Raw genomic sequence first — 15203 nt, 5'->3', positions numbered from 1 at the left:
CCCGCCCGCCCTTCGCCACGCTGGGCTTGCGGGATACCGGCAATGACCCCCCAAGACCTACCCCCAAGACCTAAAGGGCACCGACAGGGCTGTGCCGAGCAGGGTCGCCACAGCAATCGCGCCCAGGGCGATGCCCCACGCCATGGGGCCGAGAGGGGTGCAGCCGAAGAATTGGCTGACGCCAGGGGTCTGGATGATCGCGCCGAGGACCGCCGCCGAGCCGAGCCCTGCGGCGAGTAGGTGCCGGTTCCAGCCGCCGGTGGTGATCGTCTGCGCGAGCTGAGTGCCGACGACCGCTGCGAGCGCCACCGTACTCGCGCGTCGGCCCCTGCCTGTCACTCGCGCCGCGCCCCAGGCCAGGCCGGCGCCGGTGGCGGTGGTGAGACCGCGTAGCAGCATTTCATTGGTCAGTGCCGTGCCCAGGGAGCGGTGGGGGCCTTCCCGGAGGAGCCGTTCGCCGACCTGGCCGCCCGGCTCGCGCACGGCGATGGCCGGCGACGGCGCGAGGTCGGTGAGCAGGTTGACCAGCATGATCTGACGGGCATTCAGGGGAGTGCTGCCGGTGAGAGCCGAGACGAGCACGCTGAAAGTGACCTCGCCGAGATTGCCGCCGATGAGAACAGCCGGCGCAGCCCGGACCGAGGCCCACATGGCCCGGCCTTCCATGAGGGCGGCGAAGGGCCGGCTATCCGGATGTGCGGGTGGTGACCGTGAAGAGTCCTCCATCCGGGTCGCGCAGCATCGCCTGGTCGGCGGCGGCGTCGATGGTCCCGTCGGGTGACACGGTGCTGCCGCCGAGCTTGATGGCCTTCTCGACGGCGTAGTCGATGTCGGGGACGTAGAAGTGCACGTGCCAGCGAGGCTGGATGTGTGGGTCGGGAGCGGCTTCGATCGCGCCGCCGACGAGCCGTGCGACGGCGGTGCCGTGGTGGCGCAGGACAACCTGGTCGTCCTCGTAGGCCACCTGGCAGCAGCCGGGTTGCCCACACCCCCAGTCGAGGACCTCGGCGTAGAAGATCGCCGCTTCGAACGCATCCCTGGTGCGCAGTTCCAGCCAGGCGGGCGCCTCTTCCTTGCCGACACCCCAGTCGGGGATGACCCTGCCCTGCCAGATGCCGAAGACCGCACCGTCCCGGTCCGCGGCCAATGCGGCCCGGCCGGTACCGAGGTTGAGCGGGCCGACAGCGACGGTGGCGGCGCGCTCGCGAATGCGCCCAGCGACCGCGTCGGCGTCGTCGACGGCGAAGTACGGGGTCCACGCGACGGCCACGGCCAGGCGCGTGGCGAGTGCACCGAGGCCCGCGACCGGGGCTCCGTCGAGGAAGGCGACGGAGAATTCCTCGCCGAGCCGTGTGGGCCGGAACTCCCAGCCGAATACTCGGCCGTAGAAATCCTCAGCGGCGTGCAGATCGCGGGCCATGAGGCTGACCCAGCACGGAGCGCCGAATACCGCATCACTTGATGTCGACACAAGCTCCAACCCATCCGCTGAGGGGTGACCGGAACTTCTCCACGATACCCCACACTGAAGCCCTGACTGACAAAAAGTGTCCGGGAGGTCACAAGCTGTTAATTACCGAAAGGGGGGCCTCGGCTTTCGGCTGCTATCTTGTGCGGACAGGGCGAATTACTGCGCACCGAAGGATTCGCCTTCTACGAAATAACGGATTCCGGGTCTAGGCCAGGGGAATGCGTGAAAGGTTCTCTCCACACCGGGCACTCGAACGGCACCGCGGGGCATAGCACCGATGGGGCGAACAGGCGGGGCTCAAGCTGCTCCGATCGGAGCGAGCCGCTCTTCGGCGCTACAAACCGAACGCGGTGGCCACGAGCGTGGGTATGCATGAGCCATGCAACAGATCACTGTGACGGCGAATGGCCGGCAGATGATGGCATGGCGGATCGCCGGATCAGCGCCGTCGGTGGTGTGCGTCCACGGCGCCGGGATCTCCAGCCGGGAATTCCTCCCGTTCGTTGAGATCCTTCGCCGCGGCCGTGATCGTGGTCCGTGGACCTCCCCGGATTCGGCGCGAGCGGCGGGCCCCTGCGCCCGCTGGGCCTGCGCGCGCTCGCCGACGCGCTCGTCGAGTGGCTCACCGCCGTAGGTCTGGAGCAGGTGGTGCTCCTTGGTGGCTCCTTCGGCTGTCAGGTGTCCGTCGATGCGGCCGTCCGGCATCCGGACCGCGTCGCTGGGCTCGTGCTCGTGGGACCGACCGTCGACAGTTACCAAGCGCCCAGACAACTCCTCGATCGGACGGTGGTGAACCGGAAGGGCACCAAGGTGCCCGACGGGCGCGAGTCGGCGCTGGACTACAGCCGCTCAGGTTCAGGACTCGAGGAATTCAAGCGCCCTTGTCACGAATTCATCGTGGTATTGGAAGATTCCCCCGTGTCCGGAATCCCGGTAGAGGCGGACGAGTTCACTCTGGGGCAGGCGTGCGGCCAGGTCGAGTGTGTTCTGGCTGGGCATCATCCGGTCGTTCTCACCGTTTGCTATGAGGACCGGTTGGCGAATGTGCGACAGGTCCGACGGTGCCTGGCGGCCCCATTGTTTGATGGCCTTCAGCTGGGCGCGGACCGAGGGCAGGGAGATGTCTTTGTCGCGGTGGTGCGTGCGTTCCTTCAGCCGTTCGAGGAAGGCACGTCCGGCCCGTCGGCCGCCTGCGGTCTCGGTGAAGAAGAGGGAGAGCTTGGGATCCTGGCGGGTCAGCGCGCCCTTGAGTGTGGCCCGGACGGTGAGTGCCGGGACCTTGTCGATGCCGGGGCCCCCGGCGGGACCCGTGCCTGCGAAGATGACCTTGCGGACGAGGCGCGGTTCTTCTTTCGCGATGACCTGTGCGATGAACCGCCCATCGACAGGCCGAGCAGATCGACCTGGTCGAACCCGAGGGCTCGGACGAACAGCATCGCGTCGCGAGCCATCGCCTCGATCGTGTCCGGCATGGAGCCGCTCGATGCCGCTAACGGACACGGAGCGGGTCGACGCGTTCTTGTACGACGACGTCGAGGGGGATGGGGGATTCCGCGGCGTGTTCATGTCCAGGTCCTTCTGTAGCGGGTTTCAGGGCCCTTCGCGTTGCCGCTGGCGGTGTCGTTCCGGCGCTCGTGGAGGACCTTGATTGCCCGGCAGAACCGACGGGTCGGATCTTGCCCGCTTCGATGAGAGGGGTGAGCTCGCGCAGCTGGTCCCCGCTGGCCTTCATGAACAGGAACGAGTACGTCACGTTGCGGCGCCGGGCGCGTCGTCGGGTCCGGAAACTCGGCGCGGACCTCACCAGCCGGATGATCGGATTCGCTCCCAGCTCCCTGGCGAAAGCGGCGTCGGGAGGGCCCGCGACACTGATGACCTTCCCGCCGGGCTTGAGCACGTCCAGGGACTTCTTGAGCGTCTCGCCGCCGAGCGAGTCCAGGACGACGTCATAGTGGTGCAGCACCGTCTCGAACGCCTGCTTCTTGTAGTCGACGACAACGTCCGCGCCCAGACGCTTCACCAGGTCGACGTTGGCCGTGCTCGTGGTGGTCGCCACATGCGCCTCCAGTTGCTTCGCCAACTGGAGGGCGATGGTGCCCAGGACGCCGGAACCCGCGTGGATGAGGACCTTCTCACCCGGCTGAAGGTGCGCCCGCTCGACCAGCACCTGCCACGAGGTCAGGGCGACCAGGGGAAGGGACGCTGCCTCCTCCATGGTCAGCGTGGCCGGCTTGATCGCCAGGTCGTCCTGGTGCACCGCGATGAGTTCGGCGAACGTGCCGATCCGGTCCTTGTCGGGCCGGGCGAAGACCTAGGACCTGTCCGGTCGATCACGGCGGAGACGCGGGGTGTGGCACGCGCATCTGCGGAGTTGTCGTCGGTTGCCGACGCTCCGCGTCGCCGCCCTCCTCCGCCTTGCAGCTGCACGCACCACACCCCGCTCACCGGCATCGGACAGGCGCCGCTGCTTTCCTCCACCGTGATCGACCGGACAGGTCCTAGTCGCCCACCGCGAACCGCGTAACGGCCGCACCGACTTCGGCCACCACTCCGGCCAGGTCGTTGCCCAGGACGAACGGGACCCGGTACGGCAGGATCGCCTTCATCTCCCCGTCCCGGATCATGCGGTCGAGCGGGTTGATGGGTCCCAGGCCGATGGCTCACGACCGAAGGCGGGCACCAGGTCCCAGCCGGGCGGTGACTTCCCCAGGGGCCAGGGCGGAGTGCTCCGCGGAGCACTCGACGACGACGCGGACCGGAGCGTCGCAGTCGGTGTGGCGAACGTCCAGTACTGGGCCCTCGGGACCGAGGGTGTGCGCCTCGCCCCACTGGCTCAGCGCCATCACGACGGGCCACAGGTCCCAGCCCTTGCGGGTCAGGCGGTACTCGTTGCGGGGGCGGCTGCCCGGCTCCTGGTAGGGGACGGTCTTCAGGATGCCGACCGCGATCAGCTTTCGGAGGCGGTCGCTGAGGACGGCCTCCGACAAGCCGATGTGTCGGTGGAAGTCGTCGAAGCGGCGGACTCCGTTGATGGCGTCACGCACGATCAGCAACGTCCATTTCTCTCCGACCACGTCGAGCGTGCGCTGGACGGGGCAGTTCTCCGTGCTCGCCTCAAGCCACTCCATCTTGCCATCCTAAGGGTCTGGCTTCGTCATTGACAGTCAGCTGAGCGAGAGGCTAGCTTCACCTGTAAAAGCCAGATGGAAGGCGCTCGGTCGTGGGACGAACACGTACGTATCACTGGGAAGATCCCGCGATCCTGGCGGAAGCCGCCGGACGCATGGCCGGCATCGACTTCCTGCGCGAGGTGCAGGCGGGGCAGTTGCCGGGGGCGCCCATCAGCTACGCCATCGACTTCACCCTGGACGAGGTGGAGCACGGCAGGGCAGTCTTCTCCCTGACGCCGGGTGAGGAGCACTACAACCCGATCGGCAGCGTGCACGGCGGCATCTTCGCCACCTTGCTCGACTCGGCGGCGGGTTGCGCCGTCCAGTCGACTCTCCCGCAGGGCATGGCGTACACCTCGCTCGACCTGACGGTGAAGTTCCTGCGGCGGATCACCGTGGACACGGGCACGGTGCGCGCCATCGGCACGGTTGTCAGCAATGGCCGTCAAATCGCCCTGGCCCAGGCGCAGTTGGTCGACGCGACGGGTCGTCTGCTCGCCCATGCCACCAGTAGCTGCATGCTCTTCCCGGTGCCTTCCCCTCAAGGATGACCCTCAGCTGCGACCGGTGTCTGTGCGGTGGCGCCGGACTCCTTTGACCTCGGCGCAGCACGCCGGGGTACGAGGCGAAACGGCTACGGCGCACGTCGGTGGCGGCTTGTAGCTCCTCGGGTTGCCGGGCCGCCGTGCGCCGCAGCCGTGTCGAGGCGCCCGAAGCCGGCGGTTCCCTCGGGCGCCGGGCCTGCCGTCCGTCGGCGTGGGTGGGGTGGTCGGTGTAGCTGGACGCGCCGCCGCCGTAGAAGGTGGCGGGGTCGGCGGTGTTCAGGGGTGCGGCGGAGCGTACGCGCTCGACGAGGTCGGGGTTGGCGAGGGTCATGGTGGCGACGGTGATGACATCGGCCAGGCCGTCTTCGACGTCCTTGCTACCGGTGGGGATGTCGGTGTCGGGCCGGTTCAGCATCAGTGCGGTCGGCCACAGCTTGCGGAGGGTGAAGAGGAGTTCCTCGTCGCCACCGTGGCGTCGGCGCCGGCCGCGACGGCGTGGTCGACGGGCCGTGCCCGCGGAGTCCGGTGGCCGCGCTCGCCCATCGTCGGCCGGCCGTGAGTCAGCCGTTCACGGGGTGTGACCGGCGCGGCGGAGAACAGGGCGCAGGACCTCGATGACGCCGGGGTCGTCCACCGTGGAGGGGATGGGTTCGTCGTGGCCGTCGGCGATGCCGCGCATCGTCTTGCGCAGGATCTTTCCCGAGCGGGTCTTGGGCAGGGCGGCGACGACCGTGACGTCCTTGAGGGAGGCGACGGCACCGATGCGTTCGCGTACGAGCTGGACGAGTTCGGCCTCGACCTCGCTCGGTTCGCGGCTGATGCCGGCTTTCAGGACGACGAAGCCGCGCGGTACTTGTCCCTTGAGGGTGTCGGCGACGCCGATGACGGCGCATTCGGCGACGTCGGGGTGGGCGGCCAGGGCCTCTTCCATGCTGCCGGTGGACAGCCGGTGTCCGGCGACGTTGATGACGTCGTCGGTGCGGCCCATGACGAAGACGTAGCCGTCGTCGTCGATGTGGCCGCTGTCGCCGGTGAGGTAGTAGCCGGCGTAGCCGGAGAGGTAGGAGGCGACGTAGCGGTCGTCGTCCTTCCAGAGAGTGGGGAGTGCACCGGGCGGCAGGGGGAGCTTCACGACGATCGCACCGTCGACGCCCGCGGGCGCCGGATCGCCCGAGGCGTCGAGGACGCGGACGTCCCAGCCCGGCAGAGGTCGGGTGGGGGAGCCGGGCTTGAGGGGAGCGGCCTCGATGCCCACGGGGTTGGCGACGATGGGCCAGCCGGTCTCGGTCTGCCACCAGTGGTCGATCACCGGGACGTCCAGGAGGGCGCTCGCCCAGTGGTAGGTCTCGGGGTCGAGGCGCTCGCCGGCGAGGAAGAGGTAGCGCAGGTCGGTCAGGTCGTAGTCCGCGGTCAGCGTTCCCTTCGGGTCCTCCTTGCGGATGGCCCGGAAGGCGGTGGGTGCCGTGAACATGGTCTTGACCCGGTACTCGGCGGCAACGCGCCAGAACTGGCCCGCGTCCGGGGTGCCGACCGGCTTGCCCTCGTACAGGACCGTCGTGGCGCCGACCAGCAGAGGCGCGTAGACGATGTACGAGTGCCCGACGACCCAGCCGACGTCGGAGCCGGTGAACATCGTCTCGCCCGGGCCCACGTCGTAGACGGCTCCCATCGACCAGTGGAGCGCGACCGCGTAGCCGCCGCAGTCGCGCACGACTCCCTTCGGCTTCCCGGTCGTTCCGGACGTGTAGAGGATGTAGAGGGGATCGGTGGCGGGAACGGGAACGCAGTCGGCCGGTGGAGCGGCGGCGACCAGGTCGCCCCAGTCGAGATCGTCGGGCCCCAACTCGGCCGGCTCCTCCGGGCGTTGCAGGATCACACTCTTTTCCGGCTTGTGGACCGCGAGTTCGATCGCCCGGTCGAGCAGGGGCTTGTACGGGATGACACGCTTGCCCTCGATGCCGCAGGAGGCGGAGACGACCACCTTGGGGGCCGCGTCATCGATGCGGAGGGCGAGTTCGGGCGGGGCGAACCCGCCGAAGACGACCGAGTGGACCGCGCCGATGCGTGCGCAGGCCAGCATCGCGACAACGGCATCGGGGACCATCGGCATGTAGATGACCACACGATCGCCGTGCCCCACGCCGAGCTGCGCGAGTGCTCCGGCGAAGGCCGCCACCTCGTTCCTCAGCTGCGCGTAGGTGTAGGTGCGCCGGGTGTCGGTCACGGGTGAGTCATAGATGATCGCGGGCTGTTCGCCGCGGCCGGCTTCGACGTGCCGGTCGACCGCGTTGAAACAGACGTTGAGCCGACCGTCGGGAAACCAGCGGTAGAAGGGTGCGCCCGAGGAGTCCAGGGCGCGTTGTGGAGTGACATCCCAGTCGATGCCCTCTGCCGCCTTCAGCCAGAAGCTCTCCGGGTCCTCGGTACTGGCGCGGAAGACATCCTCGTACATTCCCATCGCGCACTCCTTTGTGGCTTCGGGGTTTTGCCGCTTCGGGGCCGGACTGCGGCGGTGGTGTACAGAGCGGTGTGGGACACGAATACCGCGTGTCGGCCGACAGGGTGGAGCAGGACGGCTGACACCAGCCGCCGGTCACCGCTATCGCGGTGGCGCAGGCGGACTGGCCTACGAGCCTCCCGCAATCATGCCCTCCATGCCCGTGCGGATCGCTGTGCATCCGGGTTCCTGCTGTTCCGGGAGAACCTCCGGAACAGGACGGCGCCGGACTTCGCCGAAGCCCGGCCGCAGCCGGTGACGAGCCGTTCTTCCGCTCATGCGCCGAGATGGCGCCTCAGCCACGCACCCATCTGCTGGATCGCCTGGTCCACCTCGGGGACGCGCCCCGGCAGCATCACCGCGAGCGTGCCGCCGATCGAGTGGCCCGGGCTGCCGATGTGCCCCGGCTCATAGCCCTGCGAGAGCAGCCACCGGTAGGCCGTCTCGGCGTCGTCGAGCTGCGCCGGGTGGGGGTGTTCGGGCGCCAGGCGGAAGTCCACGACGAGGGAACGGGCGCCGGCCGCCTTCGCGATGTGGCCGGCGGCCTTGCGGTCCGAGTGCATCGAGGCGGTGACCGACCCGCCGAAGTGGAAGTGGAGCAGCGCTCGGTCGGGGTCGGCGCCCGCGCCTTTCGTGTGAGGCCGGCCGAGTGAGCTGAGCGCGGTCCCGCCGGCCGATCGGCGCGAACTCCGTCGTCAGCCATCCGGGGTGCGCTCACTGCGCCTGGCTCGGGCCTGGGGGAGGCGGACCTCGGCGGGGTTTGCCACAGCGGGACCTGGAGCACCAGCGGCGGTTGTGGGCGGGGGAGAGCGGTCCAGGACGGCGGCCGCGGCGGGGGCCGGGGTGCCCGGTGCGGCAGACCGGTCTGCTGAAGCCGGAGGACCAGGTCGCCCGGATTCCGGAGCGTCTCCTCCGGCCCTGCAACATCGCGAAGTTCCGTCGACTGGGCTACTCGGAGGAGGAGATCGCCGGTGGCAGCGACCGCATCGTCCACGACCTCGCTATCCGTACGAGATGACGGGACCCCTCCCGGCGTGGGGCGCCGGCCACGCGGCGGGCCCGGATGCCGTCATTGAGGCCCGGTGCACACGGCCCGGTCGTGGCCTTCGGGCTCGACACCCTCAGGCTCGGTGCCGCCGAGGCCGGAGTACACGAAGTCGACGAGGCGTCGGCCCGCCGTCGATGATTGCTGCGCGGGCATAGATCACGGCATCGGGACGCTGAAGCGGACGTCCGAGGGATCGCCGCCGAGGTGGTGGACCATGTAGGTGGTCGCCTCCCTCGTCCGCCAGCGGTCCCCCTGCGGCGGGCGGTGGCGGAAGCCACCGCTGTTGAGTTGATGAACAGGTTGTTCGATCAGGAGCGAGTCGGCCCCTCGCGGGGGAGCCGGCCGCGCCGACGGAAAGGAACCGTCCATGGACGAGCAGGGTGAGCGCTTCGACGTCGTCGTTCTCGGCGCGGGCCCCGGCGGATACGTTGCCGCCATCCGGGCCGCCCAACTGGGCAAGAGCGTCGCGGTGATCGAGGAGAAGTACTGGGGCGGTGTCTGCCTGAACGTGGGCTGCATCCCCACCAAGGCCCTGCTGCGCAACGCCGAGCTCGCACACATCTTCACGCGCGAGGCGAAGACCTTCGGCATCAAGGTCGACGGGCAGATCTCCTTCGACTACGGGGAGGCCTTCCGCCGCAGTCGGAAGGTCGCGGACGGCCGGGTCAAGGGCGTCCACTACCTGATGAAGAAGAACAAGATTACGGAAATCAGCGGTCGCGGCACGTTCCTCGACCCACACACGGTCCAGGTGGCCGACTACGACGGCAACACCCGCACCATCAACTTCGACCACTGCATCATCGCCACCGGAGCGACCCCCAAGCTGCTGCCCGGCACTCGCCGCACCTCCCGGGTGGTGACGTACGAGGAACAGATCCTCGCCGAGGACCTGCCGCGCTCCATCGTGATCGCCGGCGCCGGGGCCATCGGTATCGAGTTCGCCTACGTCCTGCACAACTACGGCGTGAAGGTCACCGTCGTCGAGTTCCTGGACCGCCTCGCCCCACTGGAGGACGTCGAGGTCTCCGCCGAACTGGCCAAGCAGTACCGGAAGTTGGGCATCGGCGTGCTCACCTCGACCCGCGTCGAGTCCATCGAGGAGTCCGGCCCGCAGGTCCGCGTCACCGTCACCGGCAAGGACGGCGCCCAGCAGATCCTGGAGGCCGACAAGGTCCTCCAGGCGATCGGCTTCGCCCCGAACGTCACCGGCTACGGTCTGGAGAACACCGGCGTGCCCGTCAGCGAGCGCGGCGCCATCGACGTCGACGGCCGCTGCCGGACCTCCGTCCCGCACATCTACGCCATCGGCGACGTCACCGCGAAACTGATGCTTGCGCACGCCGCCGAGGCGATGGGCGTGGTCGCCGCCGAGACGCTCGCGGACGCCGAGACCATGGAACTGGACTACGCGATGATCCCGCGCTCCACCTACTGCCAGCCACAGATCGCCAGCTTCGGCTACACCGAGGCGCAGGCGAGGGAGAAGGGATTCGACGTCCAGGTCGCCAAGTTCCCGTTCACCGCGAACGCCAAGGCCCACGGCCTGGGCGATGCGACCGGCTTCGTGAAGCTGATCAGCGACGCCAAGTACGGCGAGCTCATCGGAGGCCATCTCATCGGCCCGGACGTCACCGAACTGCTTCCCGAGCTGACCCTGGCCCAGCAGTGGGACCTCACGGTCCACGAGGTCGCCCGCAACGTCCACGCCCACCCCACCCTGGGCGAAGCGGTCAAGGAAGCCGTCCACGGCCTCGCCGGCCACATGATCAACATGTAGTGGGGCGGGGAACGCCCGGACCGCGGCGTGCGTGCGGCCGGGTGCCGGATGGCGTCCATCAGCAGGTCAAGCATGCGGCCCAACCGGTCGCGCCCGCCTGCCGGTGAGGTGGTCTTCGCCCCCCTTCTCGTCCGGCACGCCGATCAGCCTCCATGACGGACGGGTTGCCCGCCGGCACGTCCTCGATCTCCTTGGCGTAGATGTTCTCTCCGCCGCGGATGATCATGTCCTTCGATCGCCCGACCAGGGTCAGACAGCCCTCCGCGTCGAGGTGGCCGACGTCCCCCGTGCGGGTCGGGGCGGGTGGTGGCGGGTGAGGTGCCGGTCCGGACCATGGCCCGGCGGGGCGATCTGAGGGCGCCGAGCGCGCCCTGGATGGATGCGGCGCCGAGACCCCCCGCGTGCGGTGCGATGCCGGGCGTGGCTAAGTAAGACGATCAGTCTACTTAGGCCTCCACCGTAGCTGGCCCACCGGCTATGTAAAACGATCGGTATCCTTAAGGCTGTGACCGAAACTCACCCCGTACGTAGGCGTCGTGGGCGTGGCGCCCGGGAGCGGATCCTCAAAGCGGCGACCGAGCTGTTCACGGCGCAGGGGATCAAGGCGACCGGGATGGATCAGCTGTCGACCGTCGCCGAAGTGTCGAAACGCACTCTCTATACGCACTTCCCCAGCAAGGACGAGCTCGTCGGGGCATACCTGCAGTCCCTGGTGGACGCTCTCCTACCCGTCCCCCTGTCACCCGCCCAACCGACACCGAGCCCGCGTGAGCAGCTCCTCGCCGTCTTCGACTGGAAGCGGCCGGAAACCGCCGCTCCATTTCGGGGATGCCCGTTCCTGAACGTGAGCGTCGAGGTGCCTGACCCTGGGCATTCCGCCCATCAGCTGGCCGCGGCGTACAAGAGGGAGTTCGCCCGCCGTCTCACGGACATCGCACGGCAGGCCGGGGTCGCCGACCCGGAAACCCTCGGTGAGCAACTGGCGCTGCTCTTTGACGGTGCGGCCGCACGTGGCACAGCACTCAACAGCAGTCGCACCGGCGCGTGCGCGCGATCCATCGCGGAGTCGTTGGTCGATGCCGCTCTCGCCGACGTCGGCCGGGCATCTCCGTGACGAGGTCGGCAACCTTCCCTGCGAGTCGTCACATCCGTGACGGTGCGGACAGCCGTGCGGCGCAGGCTGGTCTCACTCACTGAGGCGGAGTCGACCGACCCACTCTGACGCTGCTCGCAGTCGGCCGGCAATCACCCGGTCCAGGCGGCCGAATCTGTCGCCCGGTCGGCCTGGCTGAGCACGTCGATTCCTGCCGCTTGGCTTCGGCAACGTAGGCGTTGCCGAAGGGGCTCGGTGTCGAACGCCGTGGCCGCGACGACCGGGATATTCCTCTGCTCGAGGAAGGAACCCGGCTCGGTCCCGACATCGAAAGGGGCCAGGTATTCCCTCTGGTTCTGGGCGAAGGCCCTGACGTGGTCCTGCACGGTCTTGATAGCGGTCTTGATGGCGGCAAGCGCCTGCTCGGAGACGGTTGCGACGATCCTCTTTATCTGCTCCTCGTCCAGCCGAGAATGTGGCGGCAACCATTTGTCGGACTTCTCGGCGCACTCGCGGACCGCGGCGTTATCACGCTCCCGGATAAGGAAGGCCGCTGTCCACGCAGAGCACCCGGCGCATCGCGGTGGTGGCCGGGGAGCTCACCAACCCCTGTCACCCCGAGCTGGTCGAACCTGGGCCTCCTGGACCGTCGTCGATCCGACCGCCGTGCGCCGGCGACCTCGAAGCGCTTGCGCCGCTGGTCGTATACGGAAATCCCGAAAGGGATTCTGCATTTGACAACTCTGCCAGGTTTATGTTCCTCGGGAATTTCCTCGTCTCGCTGCTTCGATCACAAATCGGCCGGCTCCGTCAAGCGCGAAAACAATCACACGGGGGAGGTGTGCAGGCAGTGGTGGTCGGGTGTTAGGGTCCGTTTCTGTCCCGAGGCGGGACTGTGCACCGCAACCCGCTCGAATTGTTCAACGGGCACGGCGCTTGACAACGTGCCAATCGTTCTCTCTCGCCCTGCATCCGGACGATCCCGGAAATCGATTTGACATTCCAGGCTCTTTCTCGTCCGGATGAAATTCTTTTTCGCGCTTCCTCGCCATCCCTAGGAGTTCTCCCTTGTCTGCCGACAGCACGATCACCACCCCCGCGCAGCTGGGTACCGATGCGCCCGGGGCTCCCCCGGGCGGGCGGCACCTCGGCATCGCGCTCTTCGTGATCGCCGCGGCCCAGCTGATGGTGGTCCTCGACAACACCATCACCAACATCGCCCTGCCCGCCATACAGACCGATCTCGGCATGTCCGACGCGAACCTGGCGTGGATCGTCAACTCCTACGCGCTGGCCTTCGGCGGGCTGATGCTGCTCGGCGGCAAGGCCGGCGACCTCTTCGGCCGTCGGCGGATGTTCCAGGTCGGCATCCTCGTCTTCACCCTGGCCTCCCTGCTGGGCGGACTCGCCCCGAACGAAGGGCTGTTGATCGGCGCCCGCATTCTGCAGGGCGTCGGCGCGGCACTCGCCGCGCCCAGTGCGCTGGCTCTCATCACCACCACTTTCCCGATGGGCAAGTCCCGCAATACGGCCATGGGCGTGTACGCGGGCATGGCCGGCGTCGGTGCCACGGCCGGCCTCCTGCTCGGGGGCGTCCTCACCGACGCCCTGAACTGGCGCTGGGTGTTCTTCGTCAACATCCCCATCGGCCTGGCCGTCCTCGCCGGCACGAAGACTCTCGTCGAGGCCGAACGCCACCCCGGCCGCCTGGACGTCCCGGGCGCGATCACCGGCACCGGCGGTCTGATAGCCCTGGTCTACGGCATCACGCGCGGCGGCGAGCACGGCTGGACGAACGGCCTGTCCCTGGCCTCCTTCGCGACGGCGGGCGTACTGCTGGCGGTGTTCCTGGTCATCCAGTCGCGTGCCGCGGAGCCGATGATGCCCTTGCGCTTGCTCAAGGACCGCAACCGCTCCGGCAGTTACGCCTCGATGCTGCTCCTCGGTGCGGGCATGTTCGCCACGTTCTACTTCCTGACGCTGTACATGCAGCTGATCCTCGGCTACAGCGCGGTCAAGACCGGCTTCGCCTATCTGCCCTTCAGCATCGGCATGGCGGCCGCCGCGGGCGTCAGCTCCAAGCTGGTCAGCCACATGGCACCCCGGCTGATCGCCGGACCGGGCCTGCTGGTCGCCGCGGCGGGCATGTTCTGGTTCGCCACCCTGAAGGCCGACTCCTCGTACGCCGGGCACCTGTTGCCGGCGATGCTCGTCACCGGCATCGGACTGGGCATGAGCTTCGTCCCGTTGACGCTCGGTGCGGTGAGCGGCGTCGACCACCAGGACACGGGCATGGCCTCGGCGTTGCTGAACACCGCCCAGCAGATCGGCGGCGCGCTCGGTCTCGCCGTTCTGTCGACGATCTCCACGTCCGCGGCCGACGACAAGCTGCCCCAGGCGGCCTCCGCTCTCTACCGGGGCCTGGCCGTCAAGGACTTCCCCCTGGTGGCAAGGGCGGGCGAGGCCCTCACGCACGGCTACACGATGGCCTTCGTCGCTGCGGGCGTCGTGTTCTTGGCCGGCATGGCAGTCATGTTCGCGGCCGTCAACGCCGGCAAGCAGCACCACGCCGAGGGTGCGGCCCCCCTCCACATGGGCTGATCTCACGGAGGGTGAGCGCCCTCCACATGGGGCCGCACACCCTCCGGCTGTGCGGCCCGGTAGGTCGAGCCGACTCCCGACACGGTCACGACGACGTACGGCGTCAGGCGTCGCACCACGATGCCCGGCGCCGTACTGAGAAGGGACAGACACCATGACCACCCCGCGGCGCGCTCAGCCGACGCACCGGTCCGAACCCCAGCGACTGCCCGAGCCCCTTCCGACCCTCACCCGGGCCTTCGCCCTGCTGGGCAAACGCTGGAACGGCCTGATCATCGCGGCCCTGGCCAAAGGCCCGGCCGACTTCGCTCAGCTTCGCGAGCGCGTCCCCGGCATCAGCGACCGCATGCTCGCCCAGCGCCTTCAGGAACTGACCACGGTGGACCTCGTCGCCCGAACCGTCCGGCCGGGCCCGTCGCCGCGCACCCAGTACACCCTCTCTGCCCACGGCAACGCCTTCCTCATCCCCCTGGCCGCCCTGACCGTGTGGGCGCAGGACCACCTTCCTGCGAACGGCTCACCGGCAACGGTCAGACCGCCCACGCCAGACAGGCGAAGGTCCGGTGGTTCAGGTTCTGCAGGCGACGTAGCGACCCCTGGGCGGGCGGCCGTTCCTCCCTGAGGGGCTGCCGGTGCAGCCGGTTCTTCGTCTGCCGGCGTGGATATCCATGGCCGCAGGTTCAGAAATCTGCGCAGCGGGTGGGTGTGGCGGCACGGCCGAAAACTGGTGCCGCCGGGCCTGGATATGCTCGCCGTGCTAAGATTGATCTTTAGGTACAGAAGGAGATTTGGCATGGCTACTGGCACCGTTAAGTGGTTCAACGCGGAAAAAGGCTTCGGCTTCATTGAGCAGGATGGTGGCGGCCCGGACGTCTTCGCCCACTATTCGAACATCGCCGCCCAGGGCTTCCGTGAGCTCCAGGAAGGCCAGAAGGTGAACTTTGACGTCACGCAGGGTCAGAAGGGCCCGCAGGCAGAGAACATCACTCCCGCCTGAC

General features: G+C 68.4%; 15 protein-coding genes and 3 pseudogenes. 8 read left to right on the top strand and 10 right to left on the bottom strand.

From position 1 onward, the window contains the following. Positions 1 to 57 precede the first annotated feature (57 nt). Both ACX28W_RS07345 and ACX28W_RS07340 read right to left on the bottom strand, forming a co-directional pair. Entirely contained in the window at positions 58 to 651 is a 594-nt protein-coding gene (locus tag ACX28W_RS07345; protein WP_458997927.1) for a cation transporting ATPase C-terminal domain-containing protein, read from the bottom strand. Between the two features lie 34 nt (positions 652 to 685). Continuing rightward, on the bottom strand, positions 686 to 1420 hold the full coding sequence (locus ACX28W_RS07340) for a VOC family protein (protein WP_458997926.1): 735 nt from the start codon (positions 1418 to 1420) through the stop codon (positions 686 to 688). A 588-nt stretch (positions 1421 to 2008) separates the two neighbouring features. Here ACX28W_RS07340 and ACX28W_RS07335 point away from each other — a divergent pair. Then, positions 2009 to 2224, top strand: a pseudogene (locus ACX28W_RS07335) (alpha/beta fold hydrolase); the annotation flags it as partial. Positions 2225 to 2326: 102 nt separating this feature from the next. Here the strand turns inward: ACX28W_RS07335 and ACX28W_RS07330 are convergent. The 4 genes and pseudogenes from ACX28W_RS07330 to ACX28W_RS07315 all read right to left on the bottom strand — a co-directional run bounded on the left by ACX28W_RS07330 (position 2327) and on the right by ACX28W_RS07315 (position 4599). Next, the gene (locus ACX28W_RS07330) at positions 2327 to 3037 is read right to left on the bottom strand and encodes an alpha/beta fold hydrolase (protein WP_458997925.1); all 711 of its coding nucleotides are present in this window, start codon (positions 3035 to 3037) and stop codon (positions 2327 to 2329) included. A gap of 97 nt (positions 3038 to 3134) precedes the next feature. Then, positions 3135 to 3782: pseudogene (locus ACX28W_RS07325) on the bottom strand (NADP-dependent oxidoreductase); the annotation flags it as partial. A 186-nt stretch (positions 3783 to 3968) separates the two neighbouring features. After that, positions 3969 to 4113: pseudogene (locus tag ACX28W_RS07320) on the bottom strand (alcohol dehydrogenase catalytic domain-containing protein); the annotation flags it as partial. 18 nt (positions 4114 to 4131) lie between these two features. Then, positions 4132 to 4599, bottom strand: a complete 468-nt coding sequence (locus ACX28W_RS07315) for a winged helix-turn-helix transcriptional regulator (RefSeq protein ID WP_458997924.1) — start codon at positions 4597 to 4599, stop codon at positions 4132 to 4134. Positions 4600 to 4691: 92 nt separating this feature from the next. On the opposite strand from ACX28W_RS07315, the gene ACX28W_RS07310 reads away from it, so the two are divergent. After that, positions 4692 to 5192, top strand: a complete 501-nt coding sequence (locus ACX28W_RS07310; RefSeq protein ID WP_458997923.1) for a PaaI family thioesterase — start codon at positions 4692 to 4694, stop codon at positions 5190 to 5192. A 562-nt stretch (positions 5193 to 5754) separates the two neighbouring features. Here ACX28W_RS07310 and ACX28W_RS07305 read toward each other — a convergent pair. Both ACX28W_RS07305 and ACX28W_RS07300 read right to left on the bottom strand, forming a co-directional pair. Next, entirely contained in the window at positions 5755 to 7644 is a 1890-nt protein-coding gene (locus tag ACX28W_RS07305; RefSeq protein WP_458997922.1) for a propionyl-CoA synthetase, read from the bottom strand. Between the two features lie 314 nt (positions 7645 to 7958). Then, positions 7959 to 8285: an alpha/beta hydrolase gene (locus ACX28W_RS07300; RefSeq protein WP_458998008.1), complete on the bottom strand. Its 327-nt coding sequence runs from the start codon at positions 8283 to 8285 to the stop codon at positions 7959 to 7961. 248 nt (positions 8286 to 8533) lie between these two features. Here ACX28W_RS07300 and ACX28W_RS07295 point away from each other — a divergent pair, with 248 nt between their 5' ends. After that, positions 8534 to 8701: a hypothetical protein gene (locus tag ACX28W_RS07295; protein ID WP_458997921.1), complete on the top strand. Its 168-nt coding sequence runs from the start codon at positions 8534 to 8536 to the stop codon at positions 8699 to 8701. 51 nt (positions 8702 to 8752) lie between these two features. On the opposite strand, the gene ACX28W_RS07290 is transcribed toward ACX28W_RS07295, so the two are convergent. Continuing rightward, on the bottom strand, positions 8753 to 8884 hold the full coding sequence (locus tag ACX28W_RS07290; RefSeq protein ID WP_458997920.1) for a hypothetical protein: 132 nt from the start codon (positions 8882 to 8884) through the stop codon (positions 8753 to 8755). A 214-nt stretch (positions 8885 to 9098) separates the two neighbouring features. Here ACX28W_RS07290 and lpdA point away from each other — a divergent pair, with 214 nt between their 5' ends. Both lpdA and ACX28W_RS07280 read left to right on the top strand, forming a co-directional pair. Continuing rightward, positions 9099 to 10511 carry a dihydrolipoyl dehydrogenase gene (gene lpdA, locus ACX28W_RS07285; RefSeq protein ID WP_458997919.1) on the top strand — a complete coding sequence of 471 codons (1413 nt, stop codon included), beginning with the start codon at positions 9099 to 9101 and terminating at the stop codon, positions 10509 to 10511. A 505-nt stretch (positions 10512 to 11016) separates the two neighbouring features. Continuing rightward, entirely contained in the window at positions 11017 to 11625 is a 609-nt protein-coding gene (locus tag ACX28W_RS07280; protein WP_458997918.1) for a TetR/AcrR family transcriptional regulator, read from the top strand. Between the two features lie 131 nt (positions 11626 to 11756). On the opposite strand, the gene ACX28W_RS07275 is transcribed toward ACX28W_RS07280, so the two are convergent. Continuing rightward, the gene (locus tag ACX28W_RS07275; RefSeq protein ID WP_458998007.1) at positions 11757 to 12146 is read right to left on the bottom strand and encodes a hypothetical protein; all 390 of its coding nucleotides are present in this window, start codon (positions 12144 to 12146) and stop codon (positions 11757 to 11759) included. A gap of 526 nt (positions 12147 to 12672) precedes the next feature. Between ACX28W_RS07275 and ACX28W_RS07270 the strand changes: the two genes are divergently transcribed. The 3 genes from ACX28W_RS07270 to ACX28W_RS07260 all read left to right on the top strand — a co-directional run bounded on the left by ACX28W_RS07270 (position 12673) and on the right by ACX28W_RS07260 (position 15202). Then, positions 12673 to 14205: an MFS transporter gene (locus tag ACX28W_RS07270; RefSeq protein WP_458997917.1), complete on the top strand. Its 1533-nt coding sequence runs from the start codon at positions 12673 to 12675 to the stop codon at positions 14203 to 14205. A gap of 154 nt (positions 14206 to 14359) precedes the next feature. Then, on the top strand, positions 14360 to 14827 hold the full coding sequence (locus ACX28W_RS07265; RefSeq protein WP_458997916.1) for a winged helix-turn-helix transcriptional regulator: 468 nt from the start codon (positions 14360 to 14362) through the stop codon (positions 14825 to 14827). Positions 14828 to 14998: 171 nt separating this feature from the next. Beyond that, the gene (locus ACX28W_RS07260) at positions 14999 to 15202 is read left to right on the top strand and encodes a cold-shock protein (protein WP_062705208.1); all 204 of its coding nucleotides are present in this window, start codon (positions 14999 to 15001) and stop codon (positions 15200 to 15202) included. The last annotated feature ends 1 nt before the right edge of the window (position 15203 follow it).

This window comes from Streptomyces sp. SD15 (assembly GCF_054462255.1).
Note: the sequence above shows the minus strand (reverse complement) of the source record. Positions and strands in the feature narration are given on the sequence as shown.